General features: G+C 66.3%; 21 protein-coding genes. 8 read left to right on the forward strand and 13 right to left on the reverse strand.

Going from position 1 to position 23,549, the window contains the following annotated elements:
- Window positions 1–9 precede the first annotated feature (9 nt).
- Window positions 10–1,005 carry a stage II sporulation protein M gene (locus D9V34_RS14630; protein WP_121689236.1) on the reverse strand — a complete coding sequence of 332 codons (996 nt, stop codon included), beginning with the start codon at window positions 1,003–1,005 and terminating at the stop codon, window positions 10–12.
- A 17-nt stretch (window positions 1,006–1,022) separates the two neighbouring features.
- Here D9V34_RS14630 and D9V34_RS14635 point away from each other — a divergent pair, with 17 nt between their 5' ends.
- On the forward strand, window positions 1,023–1,874 hold the full coding sequence (locus D9V34_RS14635; protein WP_121689237.1) for an RDD family protein: 852 nt from the start codon (window positions 1,023–1,025) through the stop codon (window positions 1,872–1,874).
- A gap of 35 nt (window positions 1,875–1,909) precedes the next feature.
- The gene (locus D9V34_RS14640) at window positions 1,910–2,461 is read left to right on the forward strand and encodes an SMI1/KNR4 family protein (protein WP_220700604.1); all 552 of its coding nucleotides are present in this window, start codon (window positions 1,910–1,912) and stop codon (window positions 2,459–2,461) included.
- 130 nt (window positions 2,462–2,591) lie between these two features.
- Here D9V34_RS14640 and D9V34_RS14645 read toward each other — a convergent pair whose 3' ends face one another.
- The 7 genes from D9V34_RS14645 to D9V34_RS14675 all read right to left on the reverse strand — a co-directional run bounded on the left by D9V34_RS14645 (window position 2,592) and on the right by D9V34_RS14675 (window position 11,452).
- Entirely contained in the window at window positions 2,592–3,761 is a 1,170-nt protein-coding gene (locus tag D9V34_RS14645) for a glycoside hydrolase family 1 protein (protein WP_121648305.1), read from the reverse strand.
- Between the two features lie 43 nt (window positions 3,762–3,804).
- The gene (locus tag D9V34_RS14650; protein ID WP_121689238.1) at window positions 3,805–4,701 is read right to left on the reverse strand and encodes an alpha/beta fold hydrolase; all 897 of its coding nucleotides are present in this window, start codon (window positions 4,699–4,701) and stop codon (window positions 3,805–3,807) included.
- Between the two features lie 134 nt (window positions 4,702–4,835).
- A complete protein-coding gene (locus tag D9V34_RS14655; RefSeq protein WP_121689239.1) occupies window positions 4,836–6,563 on the reverse strand; it encodes an ABC transporter ATP-binding protein in 1,728 nt (575 codons plus the stop codon).
- Window positions 6,560–7,468, reverse strand: a complete 909-nt coding sequence (locus D9V34_RS14660; RefSeq protein WP_121689240.1) for an ABC transporter permease — start codon at window positions 7,466–7,468, stop codon at window positions 6,560–6,562. The genes D9V34_RS14655 and D9V34_RS14660 overlap by 4 nt, the downstream gene beginning before the upstream one ends.
- Complete coding sequence (locus D9V34_RS14665) at window positions 7,465–8,445, reverse strand: ABC transporter permease (RefSeq protein ID WP_121689241.1); 981 nt, start codon at window positions 8,443–8,445, stop codon at window positions 7,465–7,467. The genes D9V34_RS14660 and D9V34_RS14665 overlap by 4 nt, the downstream gene beginning before the upstream one ends.
- Window positions 8,445–10,127, reverse strand: coding sequence for an ABC transporter substrate-binding protein (locus D9V34_RS14670; protein WP_030148967.1), 1,683 nt, complete (start codon window positions 10,125–10,127; stop codon window positions 8,445–8,447). Before D9V34_RS14670 ends, D9V34_RS14665 begins: the two co-directional genes overlap by 1 nt.
- Before the next feature lie 227 nt (window positions 10,128–10,354).
- Window positions 10,355–11,452, reverse strand: a complete 1,098-nt coding sequence (locus D9V34_RS14675; RefSeq protein WP_245992032.1) for a LacI family DNA-binding transcriptional regulator — start codon at window positions 11,450–11,452, stop codon at window positions 10,355–10,357.
- 92 nt (window positions 11,453–11,544) lie between these two features.
- On the opposite strand from D9V34_RS14675, the gene D9V34_RS14680 reads away from it, so the two are divergent.
- Window positions 11,545–12,372 carry a tautomerase family protein gene (locus D9V34_RS14680; RefSeq protein WP_121689243.1) on the forward strand — a complete coding sequence of 276 codons (828 nt, stop codon included), beginning with the start codon at window positions 11,545–11,547 and terminating at the stop codon, window positions 12,370–12,372.
- Between the two features lie 74 nt (window positions 12,373–12,446).
- Here the strand turns inward: D9V34_RS14680 and ahcY are convergent, their stop codons facing one another.
- From ahcY to D9V34_RS14695, 3 genes are read right to left on the reverse strand one after another with little or no spacing between them, the layout of a single operon-like run.
- Complete coding sequence (gene ahcY, locus D9V34_RS14685) at window positions 12,447–13,928, reverse strand: adenosylhomocysteinase (protein ID WP_121689244.1); 1,482 nt, start codon at window positions 13,926–13,928, stop codon at window positions 12,447–12,449.
- Between the two features lie 56 nt (window positions 13,929–13,984).
- On the reverse strand, window positions 13,985–14,203 hold the full coding sequence (locus D9V34_RS14690; protein WP_121689245.1) for a hypothetical protein: 219 nt from the start codon (window positions 14,201–14,203) through the stop codon (window positions 13,985–13,987).
- Window positions 14,204–14,215: 12 nt separating this feature from the next.
- Complete coding sequence (locus D9V34_RS14695; protein WP_030148976.1) at window positions 14,216–14,419, reverse strand: DUF3499 family protein; 204 nt, start codon at window positions 14,417–14,419, stop codon at window positions 14,216–14,218.
- An 80-nt stretch (window positions 14,420–14,499) separates the two neighbouring features.
- Here D9V34_RS14695 and D9V34_RS14700 point away from each other — a divergent pair, with 80 nt between their 5' ends.
- The 5 genes from D9V34_RS14700 (at window position 14,500) to D9V34_RS14720 (ending at window position 18,746) form a co-directional block, all read left to right on the forward strand.
- Window positions 14,500–14,940, forward strand: coding sequence for a metallopeptidase family protein (locus tag D9V34_RS14700; protein ID WP_030148977.1), 441 nt, complete (start codon window positions 14,500–14,502; stop codon window positions 14,938–14,940).
- A 126-nt stretch (window positions 14,941–15,066) separates the two neighbouring features.
- The gene (locus D9V34_RS14705) at window positions 15,067–15,879 is read left to right on the forward strand and encodes an ABC transporter ATP-binding protein (RefSeq protein WP_121689246.1); all 813 of its coding nucleotides are present in this window, start codon (window positions 15,067–15,069) and stop codon (window positions 15,877–15,879) included.
- A 122-nt stretch (window positions 15,880–16,001) separates the two neighbouring features.
- Window positions 16,002–16,778 carry a CPBP family intramembrane glutamic endopeptidase gene (locus tag D9V34_RS14710; RefSeq protein ID WP_121689247.1) on the forward strand — a complete coding sequence of 259 codons (777 nt, stop codon included), beginning with the start codon at window positions 16,002–16,004 and terminating at the stop codon, window positions 16,776–16,778.
- A gap of 124 nt (window positions 16,779–16,902) precedes the next feature.
- Entirely contained in the window at window positions 16,903–18,144 is a 1,242-nt protein-coding gene (locus D9V34_RS14715; RefSeq protein WP_121689248.1) for a sensor histidine kinase, read from the forward strand.
- Window positions 18,141–18,746: a response regulator transcription factor gene (locus D9V34_RS14720; RefSeq protein WP_121689249.1), complete on the forward strand. Its 606-nt coding sequence runs from the start codon at window positions 18,141–18,143 to the stop codon at window positions 18,744–18,746. The genes D9V34_RS14715 and D9V34_RS14720 overlap by 4 nt, the downstream gene beginning before the upstream one ends.
- Window positions 18,747–18,788: 42 nt before the next feature.
- Here D9V34_RS14720 and D9V34_RS14725 read toward each other — a convergent pair whose 3' ends face one another.
- Complete coding sequence (locus tag D9V34_RS14725) at window positions 18,789–20,192, reverse strand: DUF5719 family protein (RefSeq protein ID WP_121689250.1); 1,404 nt, start codon at window positions 20,190–20,192, stop codon at window positions 18,789–18,791.
- The gene (locus tag D9V34_RS14730; RefSeq protein WP_183091991.1) at window positions 20,193–23,510 is read right to left on the reverse strand and encodes a glycosyltransferase; all 3,318 of its coding nucleotides are present in this window, start codon (window positions 23,508–23,510) and stop codon (window positions 20,193–20,195) included.
- Between the last annotated feature and the right edge of the window lie 39 nt (window positions 23,511–23,549).

Raw genomic sequence — 23,549 nt, forward strand, 5'->3', positions numbered from 1 at the left:
GAGGTTGAACTAGCCCGCGTAGACGCGCTGGGCACCGGATTCAAACTCGCCCAGATCGCCGGTTTCTCCCGACCGATATGCCTTCCGTCCCAGAATCAGCATGTAGGCGAGGAACCCCAGGAACACCGCGGCACCGATTCCGATTTTCACCGGCCAGGGCAGCGCGGATCCGGTCACAAAACCCTCCACGACACCCGAGACTCCCAGCACAAACACCAGGCCGATGGCCACGGTGATCAGCGAGCGACCGTCCTCGGCGAGCGCCACCAGACGCGGCCGCTTGCCCGGAGCCACCCAGGCCCAGAAGATGCGCAGACCCGCTGCGGCGGCCACAAAGATCGCCGTCAGCTCCAGCATGCCGTGCGGGGCAATGTAGAGGAAAAAGTCACCGCCGTGGCCGAAGGTGTGCAGGATCGCGAACGACTGCCCCAGTCCCTGAGCGTTCTGCGCGATGATAAACGGCACCCAGATTCCGGTGACCCCGAAGGCCACCGCCTGGGCGGCGATCCACGCGTTATTGGTCCAGACCATCGCCCCGAACGAGGAGGACGCATACTCGGAGTAGTACTGGTAAAAGTCCTCCGAGGCGTACTTTTCCAGGCCGGCCTGGGTCCCCAGGTTGTAGACCAGCTGCGGATCTCCGAGCAGCCAGATGGCCCACGCCACCGCGATCAGGATTGTGGCCAGCGCCACGGCGAGGGTCAGCCAGCGAATCCGATAGAGCGCGGCCGGCAGCTGCAGCACAAAAAACTCGCCCAGCTGAAGCAGCACGTTTTTGCTCGCGGCGGTAAAGCGCAGCCGGGAGCGGGCGATGATCACTCCGAGACGATCCCCGTCCGGGGTGCTGCCGGCCGAGGCCTGAAGCACCGAAAGATCACTCGCGGCCGACTGATAGCGGGCGATAAACTCGTCGGCTTCGGCACCACTGAGCGAGCCTCTGGCGGAGAGCGCCTGAAGCCGGGTCCATTCTTTTTCGTGCGCGGCACGATACGCGTCAAGATCCATCTGCTTAGATTGTAGACATGACCGCGACATTTTCGCCGATTGCCGTCGGCGACAGCACGGAAAACGAACTCATCACCGGTGAGGCCGTTGTCCTCGAGGTGCGCCATACCTCGTTCCTGCTGCGCGCCGCCGGTGCCCTAATTGACGGCCTGGTTACGGTCATCTTCATCATCGGCTGCTTCATGCTGCTGGGGATGCTCTCCACGATGATCGACATGGATGCGGCCATCGGGCAGGCGCTGAGCGTGGCCGTCGTAGCCACCGGGCTGGTGATCCTGCCGGCCACCGTGGAAACCCTCACCCGCGGCCGTTCCGTCGGCCGCTTCACCGTGGGTGCACGAATTGTGCGCAACGATGGCGGAGCGATCTCCTTCCGTCACGCCCTCACCCGGGCGCTTGTGGGCGTGCTGGAGCTGTACCTCACGCTGGGCGGGTTGGCCGCAACCGTGGGGCTGCTGAATAATCGCAGCCGCCGCCTGGGCGATCTCCTGGCGGGCACGTACTCCCAGCACGAACGCGTCCCGCAGATTCGTCGTTTTATCCGGCCCATGCCGCCCGAGCTGTACGGGTGGGCACAGATCGTCGACGTCGCCAAGCTCCCCGAGCCGCTCGCCCGTCGAATCAGCCAGTTCCTCGCCCAGGCGGACCGGTTCACCCCCGAATCTCGGTTCCGCGTGGCCAGCGAGCTGGCGGCCGAGGTTGCCCCCTTCACCTCGCCGCTCCCGCGCGTGCATCCGGAAACCCTGCTGGTGGGGGTGGCCGCGATCCGTCGCGACCGTGACGCCCGTGCGCTGCAGGCGCGGGGCCGCCGCCTCGATGCACTGGCACCGGCGCTGATGGGCACACCTCACGATTTCCCCCAGCGGTAGGAGGCCATGCCGCTCCCACCCGCTAGCATTTCCGTATGACCGGTACCGAGTGGATTGGCATCCCCGACTCCCCCACGCGTGAGCACATCAATACCGACGCTCTCGATCGGATCCGCCTCGCCGACGGTGAGCCGTTTCCGCCGTCCTATCGTGCACTGATTCGCCAGGTGGGCTGGGGGCGGCTCTTTGGGCTGTGGTTCATCTATCCCCCGGTCAGGGAGGGGTATGCCGATGGTTGGCCCGGCCGCACCTCACGATTGAGCGAGCACTTTCGGGTTGTGTACGCCGACAGCCGCGCCGAGGAGTACACCTGGGTCATCGAGCCCGATGGCTCCTGGGACCTGTCCGAACGACTCGAGGTTTTTGGGTGGAGCGAAAACGGCGACTACCTGCTCTGGGAGCTCGGTGCCCGCACGCCGCAGGGTGAACTCCCGATCTGGGAATCCCGCGGGCTCGGATCACTGCACCGCCTGGGGAGCAGCCTCGACGAGGCGCTGCCGCTCCTGCACGAGCGCGCCACCGACCCGGCGGCCCCGGACACCCCGCTGTTCCAGCCCCTTCCAAGCTTCCGCCTGAACATCAACTAGCTCAAAACCGGCTAGACCCGGTTCCTCACCTGCGTGAACCGGGCCCGCTCATTGTGGCGGAGAGTGCGCAAGAGATGGGTACACAAAAATGCCCGGGACCAGCGGTCCCGGGCATTTTCGGTGGTGAGGCTTAGAGCGCGTTGCGCTTGGCGATCTCACCCAGGTAGGCCAGCGAGGGCTTGGGGGTGCGCACGAAGGTTTCGCGGTCCACGGCGATCAGGCCGAAGGTCGGGCGGAAGCCCGAGGCCCACTCGTAGTTGTCCAGCGCGCTCCAGTGCTGGTATCCCAGCACCTCGACGCCGTCCTGCATGGCCGAGTGGAGGCCCTCGAGGGCGCCGTCCAGGTAGGCGATGCGGCGGGTGTCATCGGCGGTGGCGATGCCGTTTTCGGTCACGAAGACCGGCACACCCTCGGTGAGCTCCCAGGCCGAACGCACACCCATCTCCAGGGCCTTGGGGAAGAACTCCCAGCCGGTGAGGGTGGTCTCAACGTCCTCGGACACGGGCAGCGGGCCGTTGGGGCCGATGAAGGTGCGGGTGTACGCCTGCACACCCACGAAGTCATCACCCTTCACGTTTTCCAGGTACCAGTCATCGCGGGGGTGACCGTACTCGCGCATCATCTCGTCCGCGCCGGGCTCACCGGTGGAGTGGAAGGCCTGGGTCGCGACGGTCCAGCCGGACTTCAGGCCGGAGATCTGCGAGAGCACCTCGCGCGAACGACGGTGCGACTCCAGCAGGGTGTCGGCGACGCCCAGGTCTGGGTTGGGCAGGCCGTAGGCCACCAGGTTCGAGGCGTCCTCGCCGCCGGCGAGCATCGCGGCGATGTTCGGCTCGTTGATCGTGCACACGTGCTTGACGTCCTGCAGGATCGGCAGCAGCTTCTCGGTGTAACGCGCGAACAGATCCGCGGCGTCCTTGGCACGCCAGAATCCGTCGTTGTACATCCAGCGCGGCACGGTGAAGTGCATCAGGGTCACGGTGGGGTCCAGGCCCAGCTCGTGCGCGGTGTCGATCATGCGACGGTAGTGGTCGATCTCGGCGTTGGAGAAGAATCCACGCTCGGGCTCGATCCGGGCCCACTCGATGCTGAACCGGTAGGAGTTCAGACCGGCATCCGCGAGGAGCTTCATGTCCTCCGGGTAGCGGTGGTAGCTGTCCATGGCGTCGCCGCTGGGCTCCACAATCGTGGTGTCCTTGGCGTGCTCCATGACCCACCAGTTGCTGTTGACGTTGTTGCCCTCGATCTGGTGCGCGGCGGTCGCGGCACCCCAGAGGAAGCCTTCGGGGAATTTCAGCACGGTACTACTCCTTGGTCGTGAATGTGCGGACGGTAGGGGAAATTTAGTGGTCGGCCCAGAATGCATCCAGGGCCACCGCGGTGGCCTCGGGCGCTTCGAACTGGGGCGAGTGGGCACCGACGGGGATCACCGCGTAGTAGGCCCCGAGACGCAGGGCGCTGTCGCGCTGCATCGGGATCGGCCACTTATCGTCGTGCTCGCCGTGAGCCACGAGTACCGGCAGGCCGGTTGCGGCCAGCTCGGGGGTGGTGTCGGGGTCGTTGCGGAGGATGCGTGCACCGGAGATCAGGTTGTCCGAGGAGGTCGCGGCCGCGCGGTGGCGCAGGAAGGCCATCTCGGGATCCATGTCCTCATCGGGCATGCCCAGGGTGTGCGGGTTGTCGCGGTACCAGAGGCCGATCGAGCCACCCTCCTGGACCGCATACTCGGTGTCCTGGTGACGTCCAGGCCACCCGTGCGGGCCCGAGCAGAGCAGGGTCAGGCTCGCAAACGCGCTGGGGTCGAGGATCGCCGCGGCGCGGGCGACACAGCCACCAAAGGAGTGGCCCACCAGGTGCACGGTCGCGTCTCCGATTTCGGCAGCCACAATTCGGGCGACCTCCACCGCATCGGCGGCGAACAGGTCGAGGCTGTAGTTCTCCACGCCCTCGGGTCCCACCGAATCGGCCTGACCGCGCTGGCTGTAGACCCACGCATCCCAGCCGCGCTCGGCCAGCAGCGGCAGGAACGTGCGGAAGTCCTCACGAGACCCGGTGAAGCCCGGCACAAACAGGACCGTGCCACGACGCTGCCCGACGGGTGCCGAGTGCAGCGCGGTGAGCGTGCCCACCCCGGCGGCAATGTTCAGCGGGGTCACCCGCGGGTCCAGCTCCAGGCCACCAAACGGGCTGCCGGGGGTGATCGTGGAACCGGGGGTGGTGGTCGAGTCGGGGGTACTCATGGGGTCTCCTTCGCGAGGCTCGGGCGGTAAGGCGGTGGCTCCCGCCGGTGCACCCGAAACAGGTTCGGGTGCACCGGCGGGATCCGGGTGTCCGGGTTGGAGTGTCCGAGAACCAGGTTCCCGGACACCCTGTTCTAGCGGGTTTCGCGTGCCCGCGCGGGGTTGGGCACGGCGTCCAGCAGGCGGATGGTGTACTCGTCACTGGGGTTGCGCAGCACGTCGGCCGTGGGGCCGGACTCGACCACGCGGCCGGCGTTCAGCACCATCATCCGATCGGTCACCAGACGCGCGCTCAGCAGGTCGTGGGTGATGTAGAGCATGCTCACACCCCACTGCTCGCGCAGGTCCTCAAGCAGACCCAGGACACCCGCGCGCAGCGAAACATCCAGCATCGACACCGGCTCATCGGCCACGAGTACCTGCGGGTCACTCGCCAGGGCACGGGCAATGACCACGCGCTGACGCTGACCACCGGAGAGCTGGTGCGGGAGCTTCTGCGCGAAGGTCTCCGCGGGGGTCAGCCCCACGGTTTCCAGCAGCTCCAGCATGCGCTCACGAGCCTCCTCACCACGACGCTCGGTGAAGTTCAGGATCGGACGCAGCAGCGTGTATTCCACCGTGTGCAGCGGGTTGAGTGCCGCATACGGGTCCTGGAACACCATCTGAACGTTCTTGCGCAGATCGCGCAGCTCCCGGCGACGCAGGCTCGCGAGGTTCGAGTCACCGAAGCGCACGAGACCCGAGCTGGGCTTTTCGGCACCGGTCACGAGGCGGGCGATGGTCGATTTGCCCGAACCTGACTGGCCGACCAGCGCCAGGGACTCCCCCGGTGCCAGCGTGAAGGACACGTTGTCCACTGCGACGACGGGCTGCTCGCCCCGACGCGGCGGCGCATAGACCTTGCTCGCCCCTTCGACCACGATCGAGGCGTCGGCGCGGCGGGCCGCCCGAGCATCGGATCGCGGCGAGGTGGTGGCACGCTCGGCCCGCGCGGCATCGGCCGAGCGTCCGCGGGTGCTGAAGCCGGGGATGTGGATCTCCTCGGCGCGCGGGTCCGCATAGTGGCTGAGCAGCATCCGGGTGTATTCGGCCTGCGGGTCATCCAGAATCTGGTGGCTCGGGCCATCCTCCACCACGACGCCGTCGTGCATCACGAGCACACGCTCGGTGGATTCCAGCACGATACCCAGGTCGTGGGAAATCAGGATCGCGGTGAAGCCCTCGCTGGCCTGGAGCTGGCGGATGGTGTCCATCACCGCGTGCTGCACGAGCACGTCCAGCGCGGTGGTCGGCTCATCAAAGACCAGCAGCTCGGGCTCAAGCGAGAGGGCCAGGGCGATCGACACACGCTGACGCATACCGCCGGAGAGTTCCCCAGGGTAGCGATCCAGCACCGTCTCGGGCAGCTCAACCTTGCGCACCAGCTCGCTCGCGCGGGCGTTGAAGCTGCCCGCCTCGACGTGACCGTGGGCACGGAAGATGTCGTGGAAGTGCTTGCGAATGGTGCGCACCGGGTTCAGCGCGTTCATGCCCGACTGCAGCACCATCGCGAATCCACCGCGACGCTGCTTGCGCAGGGCCTCATCATCCAGGGTGCGAATGTCGGATCCGTGGAACAGGATCTTGCCATCCACGATGGTTGCCGGCGGCTTGGCCAGACGGGTCAGGGCAAAGCCCAGGGTCGACTTACCCGAACCCGATTCGCCCACGAGTCCAATGAACTCGCCACGACGCAGGCTGAAGGAGACGTTCTTGACCGCGGCGACCGGCTCGAAGCCCTCGCTGCGGTACTCCACCGTGAGGTTTTCGACCCGCAGAATCGGCTCTTCGGCTCCCTGTGCGGGAGTGGTGTTGGTGGTCATCGACCCTTTCCTTCCCGAAGCCGCGGGTTGGAAATCCCGTCGACACCAAAGTTGATGAGCGTGAGGCTCGTGGCCAGCAGCGCGATGCAGAGACCCGGGGCAAACAGCAGCAGCCACTGTCCGGTGAGCAGCGCGTTGGAGTTCTGTGCCCAGAAGAGCATGGTTCCCCAGCTGACGGTGGTCGGGTCACCCAGACCCAGGAATTCCAGACCCGCCTCGGCGAGGATCGCCGCGGTGGCCGCACCGAAGAACGAACCGGTGATCAGCGAGGTCATGTTCGGCAGGATCTCGCGGAAGATGATGCGGAATGAGCTATCCCCGGCGAACCGGGCGGCGGTCACGAAGTCACGCGAGCGCAGCGTCTGGGTCTGGCTGCGCAGCACGCGCGCACCCCAGGCCCAACCGGTGACCACGATCACCGCGATGATCATCACGATGCCACCGTTTTGCAGGTAGGAGGCGATCACGATCATCAGCGGCAGGCCCGGGATGACCAGGAACAGGTTGACGATGAAGCCCACCACGTCGCCGCCGAAGCCGCGCGAGTAGCCCCAGCTGAGGCCGATCAGCACGGCGATCACCGTGGCGATGGCTCCGGCCGCGAATCCCACAAAGACCGAGACGCGGGCGCCCCAGATGATCTGGGAGAGCACATCCTCACCGGCGGCGGTGGTGCCGAGCCAGTGGGCGGCCGAGCCGCCGGCGCTGCGTTCGAAGCCGTCCTGGCTGGCACCGTAGGGCGCAAGCCAGGGGGCGAAGGTTGCGGTGATGATGAAGATGGCCAGCAGGACCACGCCGATCCGGGCCCGGGGGTTGGACCAGATGGTGCCGGCGATCCGGCCAATCGTGCGCAGGGTGCCACGCAGTGCGCGCGCCCGCACGGGGGTAGTGGTGGTGGATGTCATCGTCGCGTCCTTGGGTCGAGTACACCGTAGAGAATGTCTACGAGGAAGTTAGCGATGAGCACGCTCACGGTGATCATCAGGAAGAGGGCCTGCATCAGCGGGTAGTCCTGGTTGACCACGGCGTTGTACAGCAGGTATCCGATTCCGGGGTAGCCATACACCTGCTCCACCAGGATCGAACCACCCACCACGCCACCGAGGGCCAGACCAAAACCGGTGAGGTTCGGCAGGATCGCGTTGCGGGCGGCGTACTTGATGGCCACGGTGCGGCCGCGCAGACCGTTTGCCTCGGCAAAGGTCACGTAGTCGTCGCCGAGGGTGTTGATCATCGCGTTACGCATACCCAGGATCCAGCCACCCAGCGAGGTGATCAGGATGGTCAGGGCCGGCAGGGTCGCGTGATAGATCAGGTCGGCGATGAAGGAGAACGAGAACTCCGGGACCGCGGTGGGCGAGGACGCCCCCGAGGTCGGGAACAGGTGGCCCACGTAGCCCGCGAAGAACAGCAGCAGCAGGGCGATCCAGAAGTACGGGAACGCGCTCAGGAAGCTGCCACCGAGGGTGGGCAGGGTGTCCATCCAGGTGCCGCGCTTCCAGGCGGCAAGAATACCGATCAGGGTTCCGATGACAAAGGCCAGGATCGTGACGAGTCCCACCAGCACCAGGGTGTAGGGCAGAGCCGTCAGGACCAGGTCGGAGACCTTCTCGGGATAGAAGGTGAACGAGACACCGAAGTCCAGCGTGACAACCTGCTGGAGGTAGTGCACGTACTGCTCGAACAGGTTACCGCCGGGCACACCCAGCTGGGCCTCGATCGCGGCGCGGGTCGCGGCGCTCACGGGTCCGTTCTGGGAGAGCTTGGCGATCGCGGCGTCGGCCGGCGAACCGGGCATCAGCCGGGGCAGGAAGAAGTTCAGCGTGACCGCGGCCCACAGGGTGAGCAACAGCATGCCGAGCTTGCGCAGTGCATACTTCATTATTTCTTGTCCTCGGTGTGCTCACGCGGCTTCAGCGAAGTGAAGATCAGCAGGGCGGTCGGGGTGTAGGTCTTCAGCGAGGCGTACGGGTGGTCGGCGTCGGGCCAGCCCACGTACTTGTTCTCGCTGTACAGGCCCCAGGAGCCGCCGTAGTAGAGCGAGATCACCGGCAGGTCGGTGACCATCGCGTGCTGCAGCTGGTATCCCAGCTCGCGGGTTTCGTTGGGGTCGAGCGAGGTGCGGTACTTGGCGAGGATCTCGTCCACCGCCGGGTTCTGGTAGCGCTCGAAGTTGCTCGGTGCCTCCTGGCCCACGGGCCGGAAGTTGGAGCTGTTCAGCAGACCGTTGAGGTCCTGGTACTGCGAACCGAGTCCGCCGTAGGCACCCATCGCGATGTCGAAGTCACCGTTGCGCAGGGCCAGCTGGTAGGCCGGGGGCTGGGGCTGGGTGAGCTTGACGTCGATGCCGAGTGCGGAGAGCTGGCGCTGTACCTGGCTGGCTGCTCGCAGCCAGTCGGTGTAGCCGTTGGCGGTGAGCAGCGAGAAGCTCAGCTGCTTACCCGAGGCGTCCACGAGCTTGCCATCCTGGTCGTGGTACCCGGCCCGGGCGAAGGCTGCCTTGGCCGCGTCCAGGTCCTGGGTGATCACGCCGCCGTTGGGGATCGAGGGGTCGAGGTCTGCCTGCTGGTTGGGCAGCAGGATTCCGGCCTGGGTTGCGGGCTGCATCGAGCCCTCGGTTGCGGCATCGGCGATCTGCTTACGATCCAGGGCCAGCGCGATACCCTGACGCACGTCGGGGTTGTTGAACGGGGCCTTGGTGAGGTTCGGCTGAAGCGAGATCACACCACCCGGCGGGAACCAGTAGCGGTTGTACTGATTGGCACCGCCCCAGGTCTTCTTCACGTCGCTCATGTACATGTAACCCCAGTCGTATCCCTGGGTGACCATCGCGAGCTGACCGTTGGTGGCGGGCAGGATCAGGTGCTTGACCGTGACCTTGTCCTTCTGCCAGTAGTTCTCGTTGCGGTTCATCGTGTACTGCTGCGGGCTGTAGTTACCGAGCGTGAACGGGCCGGTACCCACCGGGTTTTCATCGGTGTAGGTGCCGGGGTCCTTGACGTTCTTCCACAGGTGCTCGGGCAGGATCAGGGTCTGCGCGATGATGTTGGCGGCGGGAACGTCTGCGGACTTCAGGTGCACGGTCACGGTCTGGCTACCCTCATCGGTGCCGGTTTCGACCGTGCTGATGTACTGCCAGATACCCTGCATGTCCAGGGTCGGGCTGGTCTTGAGCAGGTTGAAGGTGAACTCAACATCCTTGGCGGTCAGCGGCTTGCCGTCGGACCACTTGACGCCATCCCGCAGGGTGAACACCACGGTGGAGGCGTCGGGCTGGGTGACCTTCTGGGCGAGCCAGGGGGTCACATCCCCGTTGACATCGTTCACGATCACGAGCGGCTCGTAGATGTAGGCGGCACCGATCCGGCGGTTAGCCATGAACGGGTTGAAGTTGCGCTGATACATGGGCGAGCCCTGATCGGCGGCCAGGAGCAGGGTGTCCTGGGGAATTGTGGGGTCCGGCTTGCTCTCGATGTGGATGTTACATCCGGTGAGGGCTAGACCCGTCGCGATCGTGATTGCGACAAGCGATAGCAGTCGCGATCGGCGGGGAAATTTCTTCATTGAATGCGAAACCTCGAGTCATCCTCGTCACGAGTCGGCGCGTTCGGGGGAGGGCATTGAACACGTCGAGTTGCCACGCGGACGCGTGCAACCCCCTCAGTGTAAGCGCATACATTTACAAAATGCAAGCCCCAGAGCGTGGCGCACGGCCCCCGGTCGGGTCACACCCAGATTCGGGCGTTTTCCTCACAATTGGGATGGATTGCGCCAAACCATACGGCAAGCCGCTACCGCGCGGGTTCGGTGCTCTCACGCAGCAGGACCGACACCGGCAGGCGCACTCCGCGCGGCTCCCCCGCCGGCTCCTGGAATCGCTCATCCAGCAGGGCGATCGCCGCCCGGCCCAGATCCTCGATGGGCTGGCGCACGGTGCTCAGCCGCGGACTCGACAGCGCCGCGGCGGGGATACCGTCAAAGCCCGAGACCAGCACGCGTCCGGGCACCTCGATGCCGGCGGCCGCAAACTCGTCCAGCACACCGAGCGCCATCTGATCGTTACCGCACAGCACGGCTCCGGGAAGCTCCCCGCCGGCGTCCGCTAATTCCGCCAGTTCACGGCCGACTCTGCGGCCGGTTTCCCGGGTAAAGGTGTCGCTGATCCAGCGCATATCCTCGGCGCGCCCGTGCTTTTCCAGCGCGTCACGCACACCGCGGCGACGGTCCCGAGCGTCGGGAGACTCCTCGGGCCCACCGAGATACACCAGCGCACCATCGGTGCGGGTGAGCACATGATCGGTGAGCGCCGCCATGCCCTCACGGTTGGACACCGACACCCGGTCAAATTCCTCATAGTCGCCGCGTGAGGACAGCACCACCACGGGGATGCGTGCGGCCAGCGGCTTCAACACCGCGTCGGGCACGGCCCGTGCCAGCACAATTAAGCCGTCCACCCGTCCGGCCATATCGGTAAAGGTCTGCAGGGATTTACTCCCCCGCCCCACCGCAACCATCAGCGCAAATCCGCGTCGCCAGGCCTCGAGCTCGGCCCCGCGCACCACCTCATCGAAGTAGAGATCGGCGATGTGGTCGTCGGCCGTCTTGCCCAGGTCGGTAACGATATCCGTCCCGCCGGTTTCGGGCAGCTCGATCTCGGTTAGGTCCTCAATGGCGTCAAACCCCGGCAGGTAGAGCCCCAGCACGCCGGTGCGTCGCTCGGCCAGCCCGCGGGCGGCACCGCTTGGAACATAGCCCAGTTCGCGCACGGCCGCCTCGACCCGGGCGGCGGTGTCGGGACGCACCCGATCCGGCGAGCGCAGCACCCGCGAGACCGTGGCAATCGAGACCCCGGCACGCTCGGCAACGTCATACACGGTGGGCGGTTTCACTATCCGGGGCCTTCCAAAATGGATGCGCTTACGCGCGGGAGGATTCCAGCGTACCCTGTTGCCGCGGCGCACACGCGGGCATACTGGCATGCATGGCTCAGATCATCATCTATGGACTCGCAGACACGCTGCGCCCGCGACGGCAGGCACTCTCGGAAGCCATTCACGCAGCCGCGGTCGCCGAACTAGGGCTACCCGAGGCCAAGCGCTTCCATCGCTTCATCCCGCTCGAGCGCGAGGACTTCATCTTCCCCGCCGACCGCAGCCAGAACTACACGATCATCGAGGTGTCACTCTTTGCCGGGCGCAGCGTGGACACCCGAAAGCGATTCATCCACGAGCTGTTCGAGCGGGTCTCGACGGACGTGGGCATCGACCCGCAGGACCTCGAAATCACCCTCACCGAGACCCCGCGCGAAAACTGGGGCATCCGCGGCACCACCGGCGATGAACTGGCGCTGAGCTATGCGATCGAACCGGACCAGCGGGACGAACACAAGGTGGAACCGGCGACCGCCGACACCTCTGCCCAGGACGGAACACCGATCTGGTGTGCCGACGCACCCCTGAGCGGTGAGCGTTTTGAGGTCTTCTCCAGCGACCGGTTCCGGCTGGGCCTGACCCGAGAGCGGATATCCATCAAGATTGCAAACGAGTACGGGGTGGACTGGCCGCTCTGGGGTCCGGAGGGGCTCACCAACGAATCACAGTTTCCCCAGATTTCGGATGCCCTGCGCGCCCGGCTGAAGGCCTGGGCCCACGGCTTCAACACCGTCTACCACCACGACCACGGCTGGGGCGAGAACATCGCCCACGCCGAGGCTCACGCGGCCGAAGGCGGCATCCTCACCCTGCGGGTGACTGAGGAGCTTGGGCAGGGCTTCAACGTCAGCCTCGATATTTGGGAAACCACCGTATAGGAACTGCACCAGACCGAGCGCACGCGCAAAACGGCCCGGCATCCGCGTGGATGCCGGGCCGTTTGCGTTATCCGCTAGTAGCGGTAGTGGTCCACCTTATAGGGGCCCTCAACCGAGACTCCGATGTAGGCGGCCTGCTCCGGGGAGAGCTCGGTCAGCTCGACACCCAGGGCGTCCAGGTGCAGGCGGGCAACCTTCTCATCCAGGAGCTTGGGCAGCGTGTACACGCCCACCGGGTACTCCTCGAGACGGGTGTGCAGCTCGATCTGTGCGAGCACCTGGTTGGTGAACGAGTTGCTCATCACAAACGAGGGGTGTCCGGTGGCGTTACCCAGGTTCATCAGGCGCCCCTCGGAGAGGACGATCACGCTGCGACCGTTGGGCAGGTTCCACTCGTGCACCTGCGGCTTGATCTCGACCTTTTCGACGCCCTCGATCTTGCCGAGCCCGGCCATATCGATCTCGTTGTCGAAGTGGCCCACATTGGAGACGATTGCGTGGTGCTTCATCGCCAGGATGTGCTCGGGACGGATCACGTTGAAGTTACCGGTGGTGGTCACAAAGATGTCAACCAGGCCGACAACCGATTCCAGCTTGGCGACCTGGAAGCCGTCCATCGCGGCCTGCAGTGCACAGATCGGGTCAACCTCGGAGACGATCACCCGGGCACCCTGACCGCGCAGGGCTTCGGCCGCACCCTTACCCACGTCACCGTAGCCAACGACGAAGGCAACCTTGCCGCCGATCAGCACGTCGGTGGCCCGGTTCAGGCCGTCCGGCAGCGAGTGGCGGATGCCGTAGCGGTTGTCGAACTTGGACTTGGTCACCGAATCGTTGACGTTGATGCCCGGGAACAGCAGCTTGCCGTCGCGCTCAAGCTCGTAGAGGCGGTGCACACCGGTGGTGGTCTCCTCGGTGACGCCCTGAATCTCCTCGGCGATGCGGGTCCAGCGGTCGGTGCTGGTGCCCAGTGAGTCGCGCAGCAGGTCGAGGATCACGCCGTACTCGACACTGTCGGTCTCGGCGGTGGCGGGTACGGCCCCGGCGAGTTCAAACTCGCGGCCCTTGTGCACCAGGATCGTGGCGTCGCCGCCATCGTCCAGAATCAGGTTGGGTCCGGCCCAGTCGGCACCGGCTTCGGCGGCCTCGGTAGACCAGTCGAAGATGCGGCTGGTGCACCACCAGTACTCGGGCAGGGTTTCGCCCTTCCAGGCGAACACCGGGACACCCTGCGGGTTCTCCACGGTTCCGTTCGGGCCCACCACGACGGCCGCGGCGGCCTCATCCTGGGTCGAGAAAATGTTACAGCTGGCCCAGCGCACCTGGGCACCGAGGGCAACGAGGGTTTCGATCAGCACGGCGGTCTGCACGGTCATGTGCAGCGATCCGGCGATGCGAGCGCCGGCCAGCGGCTGGCTCTCGGCGAATTCGGAACGCAGGCTCATCAGGCCCGGCATCTCGTTTTCGGCGAGACGCAGCTGGTGACGACCGGCCTCGGCGAGGCTCAGGTCTGCAACGAGATAGGGGAGATCGTTTGAAAGTTCAGGACGCGACATAGTCCCATTGTTGCAGACCGTTTCGTTACATTACGGAGAGGATTCTGGGTGGGCGATCAGCGCTCGGACGAATCGTCTGAACGCCCCTCCAGCATCGCGCGCACTCCGCGAAATCCGCGGTAAAGTACCAGGCCACCGGCCAGAATCAAGATGATCGCGGTGAGCAGGCTCGACCCGGCGAATCCGCCCATCGCCCCGCGCATGATGCCGTAGATGACAAATCCCGCGCCCAGGACGATAAACAGGATGTAGGACACACGCTGGAACGGGCTCATGCTGCCTCCGGGTTAGGGGGTGGTTCGCGGTTGAATCAGGGTCCATCCCCGCGGCACCGTTTGACGGGTTGCATGGAACGCACACAGGTCATAGCAGTGCGGGCGACGCTCGGTACCGAGCGGTCCGATCACGGCCATCGAATCCGCGTAGTCGTAGGTGAGGGTCGCGACCGCCTCGCGGTTACAGCCGATTCGGGAGCAGAGCCTCTGATTCATATCCCTCTCAGCGTACCCTGCCCGCGCAGACCCACCGGTCCTACCGGTCGGTATTGCCGGGAAACGCGTAGACTGGGGCAATGCCCCGCTCCTCCCACTCCCAACGATCAGGTACCGGACGACGTGCCGTACGACACGATCGTCACGGACGCGCAGGCCGCAGTTCGGTCACCGGGCCGCACCTTCCGCCGCTGCGCGGACGGGTCGACTTCTTCGATCTGATCGTCGGCAGCACCGCGGATTTCCTGCGCGGTATGTGGAGCGAGGAGCTGGAAAACGTCTCGTTTGAGATCGGTGGGATGCCGCTGGGTGAGCCCGGTCCCACCGGGGTGCGTCGCTGGGACGCGCTGCGCGATCAGCGCCGGATTATTCTTTACCGGGTGCCGATCGAGCGACTGGCTCGGCTGCACGTCAACGATCAGCTGCACCGCCAGATGCACATCGAAAGCTGCGTGTTCCGGGCCACCGCTGAGTATCTTGAGCGCGACCCCTGGGACCTCGGTCCCGAGCGTTTCCGCTAGGCTGGAATCCCGGGCACGACGCCGCACACCCACGACTCGCGTCCCCGCGCCACGACCCCGCAGCGCTCCCTGCACCGTGTTGATCGTGCCGGCTCGGACCGCGCGATCCCGTCTTGAAAGCGTGTGATGCTCCCCTCTTCCTCCTCCCCCGAAATCGGCACCGAGGTGCTGAAACTCGAACACGTCGGCCTGGTACGTGGTGGCCGGCCCCTTCTGATCGATGTCAATCTCACCGTTCATGCCGGTGAGCGCTGGGCGGTGATCGGGGCCAATGGCGCCGGTAAGTCCACCCTGCTGAGCCTCTGCGGCGCGGTCCAGCATCCCACCAGCGGCACCGTGGACGTGCTGGGCGCACGCCTGGGCCGGGTCGAGATTCGGGAGCTGCGCACCCATATCGGCCATGTGAATCCGCGGCACCCGCTGCAAAGTCCGCTGCCGATCCTGGATGTGATCCTCACCGGATTGACCGGCAGCGTGGAAAAGATGATGCGCTGGGAACCCACCGCGGTCGAGAGCGCCCGCGCCCTCGAGCTGGCGACCCTGCTGGGGCTGGGTTCCAAACTCGCCGAGCCGTGGACCACCCTGTCTCAGGGTGAGCGCGGTCGCACGCTGATCGCCCGGGCCCTGATCACAGACCCCGCACTGCTGCTCCTGGACGAACCTTCCACCGGGCTCGACGTAGCCGCCCGCGAGCAGCTGCTGGAAACCGTGGACCACCTGGTGTCGGTCCGGCCCGAACTGGCGACCCTGCTGGTTACCCACCACCTCGAGGAGCTGCCCTCCTCCACCACCCATGCCGCGCTGGTGACCGACGGCCGGATCTCGGCCCAGGGTCTCGCCCGAGAGGTACTCACCACCGAGGCGGTCTCGGAGAGCTTCAACTATCCGATCCGGATCAGCGAGCACGAGGGCCGCTGGAGCGCCCGCGCCGGCCGCTAATTCCCGCCAGTACCCGTGTGATCGGCGGGTATGACATCTGTCATCTCGAACCCGTGCACTCTGCACACCACTCATGACACATCACACTGTTTTTGGTCCGCGGTCCCCGAAAAACTGGGGACATGGTAAACAACACATCCTCCATCCCCTCAGCGCTTCGCGTCCGGCCGACCGCCTGGCGTGGTGTGCTGGTCTACCTCGCCTATATGGCCGTGTTCTACGCGGTCTTCACCCTGGTCGGGGTGGACTATATGCACGTCTCGGACAGCGTCGAGAACGTACTCACGATGTTCCTACCGCCGACCATCGCCGGCTTTGTGCTGACGGTCATTCTGGTGAGCGTCTACGGCTGGTGGAAGCCCGCGATTCGCGAACTCAAGCGACTGCCCAAGTGGACCCTGTTCCTGCCCATCATGGCCACCGTGATCGCCGCTGCCAACATGGTGACCGGGGATTTCAGCACCGTCAGCCCCACCATGTTCCTGCTTGTTGGCATTGGCTGTCTGATGGTGGGCTTTAGCGAGGAGACCGTAAACCGCGGGCAGCTGGTTGTCGCCTTCCGAACCCGATTCGGTGAGACCGGTGTCTGGCTCCTCACCTCCCTCATGTTTGCGGTTTTCCACCTCCCCAACATCTTCTACGGTGTGGGTGGTGCCACCTACTTCCAGGTGTTCGTCGCCTTTGGAATGGGCTCACTGTTCTACCTGACCCGCCGCGCAACTGGATCGCTTGTCTTCAGCATGTTGCTGCACGCCTTCTGGGACTTCTCCTCCTTCACCTCGCACAATGTGGTCAGCGCCCTGTTAGCACCGGTGGTGGGATACACCGCGGTGATTGTGGTTGCAATCCTGCTGGGCCGTGAGCGTCGCGCAGCAAAGCGCGCCGCGGTATCCGCCTAGCGAACTCACGCTGCGGCACCGCGGATATCCCGAGATATCCGCGGTGCCGCATATCCGTGCCCGAAAATGTGCCTATCCGCATATATCCCGCATCCACAAATATCGCAGTAGGTAGAGTACAAGCATGTCCAGATTTGCCGTTCCGCAGCCCAGCCCGGTTGATTTGGCCGGATCCTCGCCCCGCATCGCGACGGTCCTGGACCCACGCCGGGTTGAGGCTTTTGTGCGCTGGTCGGCCTACACGGTGGTGCTGGTTCCGGCCATCTCGGTGGGCGTGGGGCTTGGTATCTCCCGCGGCATTGCCTCGGACTATCCGGTTCCGGTCTGGACAGCGACGACCCTCTCGCTTCTTCTGGTAGCCGGCAATATGTGGGTGAGCCGGTGGAGCGTACGCCGAGTTGTGGGCTATCGCACCCCGCTGTCGATCTCCCTGGTGGTGCTGTGGCTGGCGATCATGGTGACGCTGGTGGCCGTGTTGCTGATGATCCCGGACCCGGTGGTGGGTTTTCCCATCGTTGCGGTGATCGCCTCGGTTCCCACGAGCTTCATCCCCCTTCTCACCACCCGGCGCACCGTCTGGCTCAACGTGTTGTACGTCGTACTGGCCCTTATGCTCCTGCCCTTTACCGACTCGGCGCTACTGGCGATCTGCACGCTACTGGCGGCGAGCGTCTCACTCTGGGCATGCTGGTCGACGGTCTGGATGCTGCGAGTCCTGATGGAGTTACAGAGTGCCCATGAAGACCGAGCTGCCCTAGCCCTGGCCGATGAGCGCCTGCGGATCTCCCGTGACCTGCACGATGTTTTTGGGCGTACCCTGGCGGCAATCGCCGTGAAGAGTGAGCTGGCCTTTGAGCTGGTACGCCGCGGCAAGGATGAGCGTGCCGCCGATGAGCTGATCGAAATCCGAGGGCTTGCCCGAGACGCGGGCACCGAGGTCCGTCAGGTGGTGCGCGGAGAGCTCCAGCCCACCTGGGCGGCTGAGCTGGCGGGGGCAAAATCCCTGCTCGCGGCCGCCGGAATTTCCTGCACGATCGAGGGCCCTGCGATGCCGCCCGCGGTGGCTGATACGTTCGCCTGGGTGATCCGTGAAGGGGTAACCAATGTGCTCCGGCACTCCCGGGCACGCCGGGTCATTATCACCACCACCGTTGCCACGGATCACGTGCGTGTGCTGATCACCAATGATGGTGCTCGCACCCTGCGCCCGAGCGTGGCCGATCCCCACACCGGCAGTGGATTGCTGGCCATGTCGGAGCGAATCCGGGCCCGTGGCGGCCGGGTCAGCACCGATCACGGTGGCGATCGGTTCCGACTCGATGCGACCCTTCCCCTTCTTCCCGCAGAAACCGGAGATTCAGAATGATCCGCATCCTTATAGCCGATGATGAACGGCTGATTCGCGACGCCATTTCGGGGCTTCTGGAACTTGAGGACGACTTCGAGGTGGTGGCCCGCGCGGCCAGCGGTGAGGAGGCGATCCGCGAGGCACTGCGCCATCGCCCGGACATTGCCCTGTTGGATCTACAGATGCCCGAGCCCGACGGAATCGAGGTGTCCCGCCAGCTCTCCACGGCACTGCCGGCCTGCCGATGCATCATCGTCACCAGCCACGGGCGACCCGGTTATCTGAAATCGGCCCTGGCCGTGGGGGTGATGGGTTTTCTCCCTAAGACAGTTTCTGCCCAGACCCTCGCTCAGGTGGTGCGCAGCGTGATGGACGGTGGCCGTCACATCGATACCGACCTCGCTACCGAGGCCGTGGGGGCAGGTGATTCGCCGCTCACGCCCCGCGAAGCCGACGTCCTCGGCCTCGCCCGGGAAGGTGCACCGGTGGGAGAGATCGCCCAGCGCATCTCGCTCTCGCCCGGCACCGTGCGCAACTATCTTGCCTCGGCCATCGCCAAGCTGGGGGCGACCAATCGCCACGAGGCGGTCCACCTGGCCTCCCGACAGGGGTGGATCTAGAGAACAGGCCCGCCCAAACGATGGGGCGGGCCTGTTGTGGTTCTAGCGCGGGTAGACCGTGACCGTGGAGGAGCCCGGGTTGGCCGGCTGCACCGCGAAGGAGGACAGCGCGCTTTCCCCCGCGTAGCTCACCGAGGCCAGCACGTCGCCGGTCCCCGAGACCACGTAACCGGCACCGGCGGTGACCGGAACCACGGCACCGCCACCGGCGGGCACCGTGACCTCGATCGGGTCGCCCTCCACCGGGGTCAGCGTGACCCGGGCGTCGGCGTCACCGCGGTTGCCGAGGTGCAGTCGCGGGTTCTCCCCCGGTGCGATGGCAAGCCGTGCGGAGTTTCCGATCTTGGAGGTGGAGGCAAACCAGGCAAAGTCCGCCCCGTTGGTGGTGGTGACGCGTACGCCGCCCACCACGGGCTGGTCGGACTCGACCTTGACCCCGAAGGATCCGGCAGGCAGATTGGCGAGGAAGATTTCGTGCACCACACCCGCGGGTACCGTGGCCTCAAGCGACATGGGGGCGCTCCCCCCGGCCTCGTTGACAAAGGAGATGGTGACCTTGGCATCGGTGGTGCCGGGAACCATCAGGCGCAGTGCGGTCGCGCGGTCGTCATAGGTGTCATCGGACTCGAGTTCGGCGGGGGTTTCGGGGATCACCACACCGGGGACGTACTGGTTCAAGGCGGGGGCGGCGGACGGTCCGGCTACCTCGACACCCGAGGGGGTCAGGCCGCGCACCGAGCTCTGCTGCACGCTGGCAAACACGTGCCCACCACGGGTGCTCACGTGAACGATCGGCTTTTCCAGACCCGGGGCGAGGCTCGCCAGGGACACTACCTTCTGCGACCCGGCACGCACGATGATGCCGTCGGCTCCGGGAGCCTCAACGCGCCCGTTCTCACCGAAGATTTCCAGCACCACGTTGGCGTCGGCGTTCCCGGGGTTGGCCAGGGTGATCAGTGAGGTGCGGCCGGTAGCGGTGCTTCCGGCAACCAACCAGGCATCGGCCACGGGCTCGGCACACGCGCTGGCCGCGAAACCGGTGAGATCGGCGAGGCCGACCTGCTGAGACTGTGATCCGGCCAGCAGCGGGGTCTGGGTTCCGGCCACGGGGATCCGCAGAACCTCGGCCGAACCAGCCTCGGTTCCGCTGAGTTCGGGGTTGGTCAGCGGGGTGACGGACGGGTCGGCGTCGGCACTGGTGGCCGTTTGCACGCCGCCAATCACGGTTGCCTGGCCGCCGGATTCACCCGGCTGCAGCAGCGGGCCCGAGCACACCCGGGTCTGCGCGGCGGCGCTGGGATGAACCTGAACACTCGGCGCGCTGGCGCTGATTGTGGGAATCGTCACCCGGGTAAACCCGAACGCAACCAAACCCACGACACCCACACCGGCGATCCCGGCGACGATACGTCCCGAAACCGTGGCGATGCTCCGTGAGGAAACCATTTACTTCTGCTCCTTCGAGTCATCGTCTAAGGCCTCGGGAGCCGAACCGGTGACGATAATCGTCGGTTCGGCGGCCGGAGCCTCCTCGGGGGTGGCGATCGGCGCTGCACCCGCATCGGGGATCTGCCCCTCCCGCTCGGTCGCCTCGCGGTCGGTCTCGGGCACCGGGGCCGGCTCGCTCGCCTGGGCCAGCTCGGCGTCGTGGGCGGCCTCGGCGGTGCGGGCGATGGCCTCGGCATCGGTGGGCTCGGGCCAGGCCGGTGCGGACTCGGCCTCGGGCGCGGTGACCGGTGCCTCCGGCTCGCTCACGTCCGGGGCGTGCGCCTCAACCTCGGCGGCCAGGGCTGCCTCGGCCTCCTTCTCGGCAACCCGTTCGGCCCGACGGCGCGCACGCTTCGAGCCCTCGACCTCACGGTGGTTTCCGCGACGACCGGCGGCACGACGTCCACCGCCGGAACGCGGAACCGCGTGACCGATGGTACGCGGGGTCGCCTCGGCCATCCGGCGCGATGCTGCGGTCGGCACCGCGAGCAGCAGCGCCACGATGAATACCAGCCCGGTCAGGAAGCCCACCACCGGGGTCGCCCAGGTGGTCGGAGCCTCGGCGGCGGGCGGAATCTGCCCGTCAAAGCGCCAGAGGATGCCCTGATCCGTCGGGCCCACGCGTCCCAGCGCCCCCTCGGTTTCCAGCGCGGCGACCGCACGGTTGAGGGTCTGTTCGGCACCGGCCGCATCCGCCGGGTCGAGGCCGGGGCTGGCCGGGGCGAGCAGAACAAAGCGCACCCGCAGGTCGGTGAGGGTCTTGGCCACATCCAGTCCGCTGGCGGAAATCAGGTTTCCGGCCAGGTCGGCGACGCGGTTATCGTCCTCGGTGAGGGCGGTGCGGGTGTTGGCGCGGGTCGAGCGTGAATCCAGGCTGGTGCCGCCACCCCGAATCAGCGTGGCGGAGATCGCGTCGGCCCGCTCGGGACGAATCAGCAGGGTGCCCTGACTCGGGTCCTGGCTCGCGGCCGCGGTCACGTAGGCGGGCAGGGTGCGTCCATCCGAGGCCTGCACCGGGCTGTGTCCGGTGGGGAAGATGGCGATCATCGGACCGGCCACCACGATCGCCAGCACACCCACCACGAGGGCGGGGATCATGCCACGGCGACGCATGGCGTCCAGCCCCACTGCCGCTGCACCCACCAGGCCCAACCAGTACAGGCTCAGCGCCGGTGCCGGCCAGATAGCCACGGTGTTGGGGCCGCTCAGGGTCACCAGCAGGTGGCTGGAGAGGGCCGCAGTGGTGAGGCCCAGCAGCGCGATCAGCAACAGTCCGGACACGCGCAGGGTTCCGCGGAAGAACAGGGCGATGATCGCGAGCAGGAGCAGCGGGGCCAGCAGCACCGGCAGCGCCCACTCGGCGGCAACGCCGCCGATGCCGAGCGAGGAGATCAGTCCCGGCCAGCCGCTGTTGCCGTAGGCGGGCATGCCCAGGGCGATCTTCCAGCCCTCGGTCACCGGATACGCGGTGAGCACCGAACCGGGATCGGCGAGCAGCGCCCACCAGTTGCCGGCGCGGATTCCCTGCTGCCAAATCAGCGGGGCAAACAGGGTCAGCGCGGGGATCAGCATCCAGATCACGCGCGGGATGTACCGTCCGGCGGTCACCAGCAGCACGACCCAGATCAGCGCAAACGCGATCGAGAGGGACGGGGCACAGGCCAGGATCACCGCGGCCAGCATCGCGGCCACGGCCGTGGCCGCCCAGGAGCGGCGGAAGACCGAGGCGGTGTAGAACAGCCACGGCAGGAGCAGGTGCACGATAACCGCGCCGATTTCTCCGGCTGCCAGCGAGCCGAGCAGGCTCGGGGCCAGGGTCCACAGGGCGGCCACAAAGAGGCGGTATCCGCTGCGTTCGGTGAGCCGGGTTGCGGCAAACCAGGCACCCAGGGTGGCCAGCGGCAGGGCCAGCAGGTAGAGCAGCACGATCGAGAACGAGGGGTTCCAGAAGGTCAGCGTGCCCAGGAATGCCAGCACTACGGCGAACGGATCGGCCGCGGAGATGACGCCGAGACCCTGATCACGCCAGGCAAAGCCGGTGTTTCCCCAGAGCTCGCCGACGGTGTTCGAGAGCGGGAGAAGTCCGCCTCCGGCCAGGGCCTGCACGTCGATAAAGCGGAAGAAGAGCACGGCCGAGAGCAGCGCGGATGCGGTAACCAGCCATCCTCCGCCGCCGGAGATAAAGCGCAGGTCGCTGCGCTCCACCACAACGGTGACGGCACCGGCCTCGCGGCGCAGACGGCTGCGGCGGGTGACCTCGCCCACCGAGATCCGCAGCGGTGCCAGCTGTGCCCAGCCCACACGCTTGGACGCCCGAAGACGCTGGCGGGCACGCGAGATCCGTCCAAATCCGAAGGCCACGGCCAGCGCGGCCCCGATCTCCGAGGTGATCAGCTCGGGCTGCTTGGTGATCAGACGCCAGACGGCGCGCACCAGGGCCAGCGGCAGCAGGCTCAGCCAGTGCAGCCACACCACGGCCGCGTTGGCGTACACCATGCGGCGATGCAGCTGCGCCGCCCGCGAAACATAGGCCTGTCGGCGCACCACGGCGCCGCGACGCGAGCGGTTGGGACCGGCCACACCGTCGCCGGCCCAGCGCACGCGAGCGCTGGGTTCCAGCGAGACCCGGTGCTCGGCCAGGCGCACCCGCACCGAGAGGTCCAGGCCATCATCGGCCTGGTGCAGTGCGGGATCGATGCCGGAAACTTCGTCCCAGACGCGGGCACGCACCAGCATCGCCGGCGCGGCCACACCGAGTACATCACTCACCGCGTCGTGCTGGCCCTGATCGAGTTCATTGGCAACCAGGGTCACCGCGGCGCCGAGCGGGGTCATCGATTCGCCATAGGAGATGATCGTCTCGCCACGATCCCAGTCAAGAAGCTTGGGTCCCACGATGCCCACCGAGGGCGACACCTCAAGCGCGCCGACCAGCGCCGCCAGGGCGCCGGGTTCGGGGGCGGTGTCCTGGGCAAGAAGCCAGTAGGCGTCCCCGTCCACATCCGCCGCGCCGGTGGCCGCGAGCACGTCGGCGGAGGCACGGATTCCCGCACGCACGGCCTCACCGAAGCCCATGTTTTCGCGCAGCTGAACGATCTGCTGGATCGCCGCGCCCTGCAGTAATTCGATGACCGCGGGCGGCGAGGCGAGGCTCACGGCGACGACGTGATCGGGACGGCGCGTCTGAGCCTCGAGGGCGTGCAGCGTCGCCCTCAGGTGCACGGCATCCCGGGAGCCGTCCTGGACAACAATGATGGCGGTTACACGTGGAGACATTTCTTCCAGACTATGTTGTCCCGGCGAGCACCGGGACTC

The organism is Mycetocola lacteus, assembly GCF_003667575.1.
GTDB lineage: Bacteria > Actinomycetota > Actinomycetes > Actinomycetales > Microbacteriaceae > Mycetocola > Mycetocola lacteus.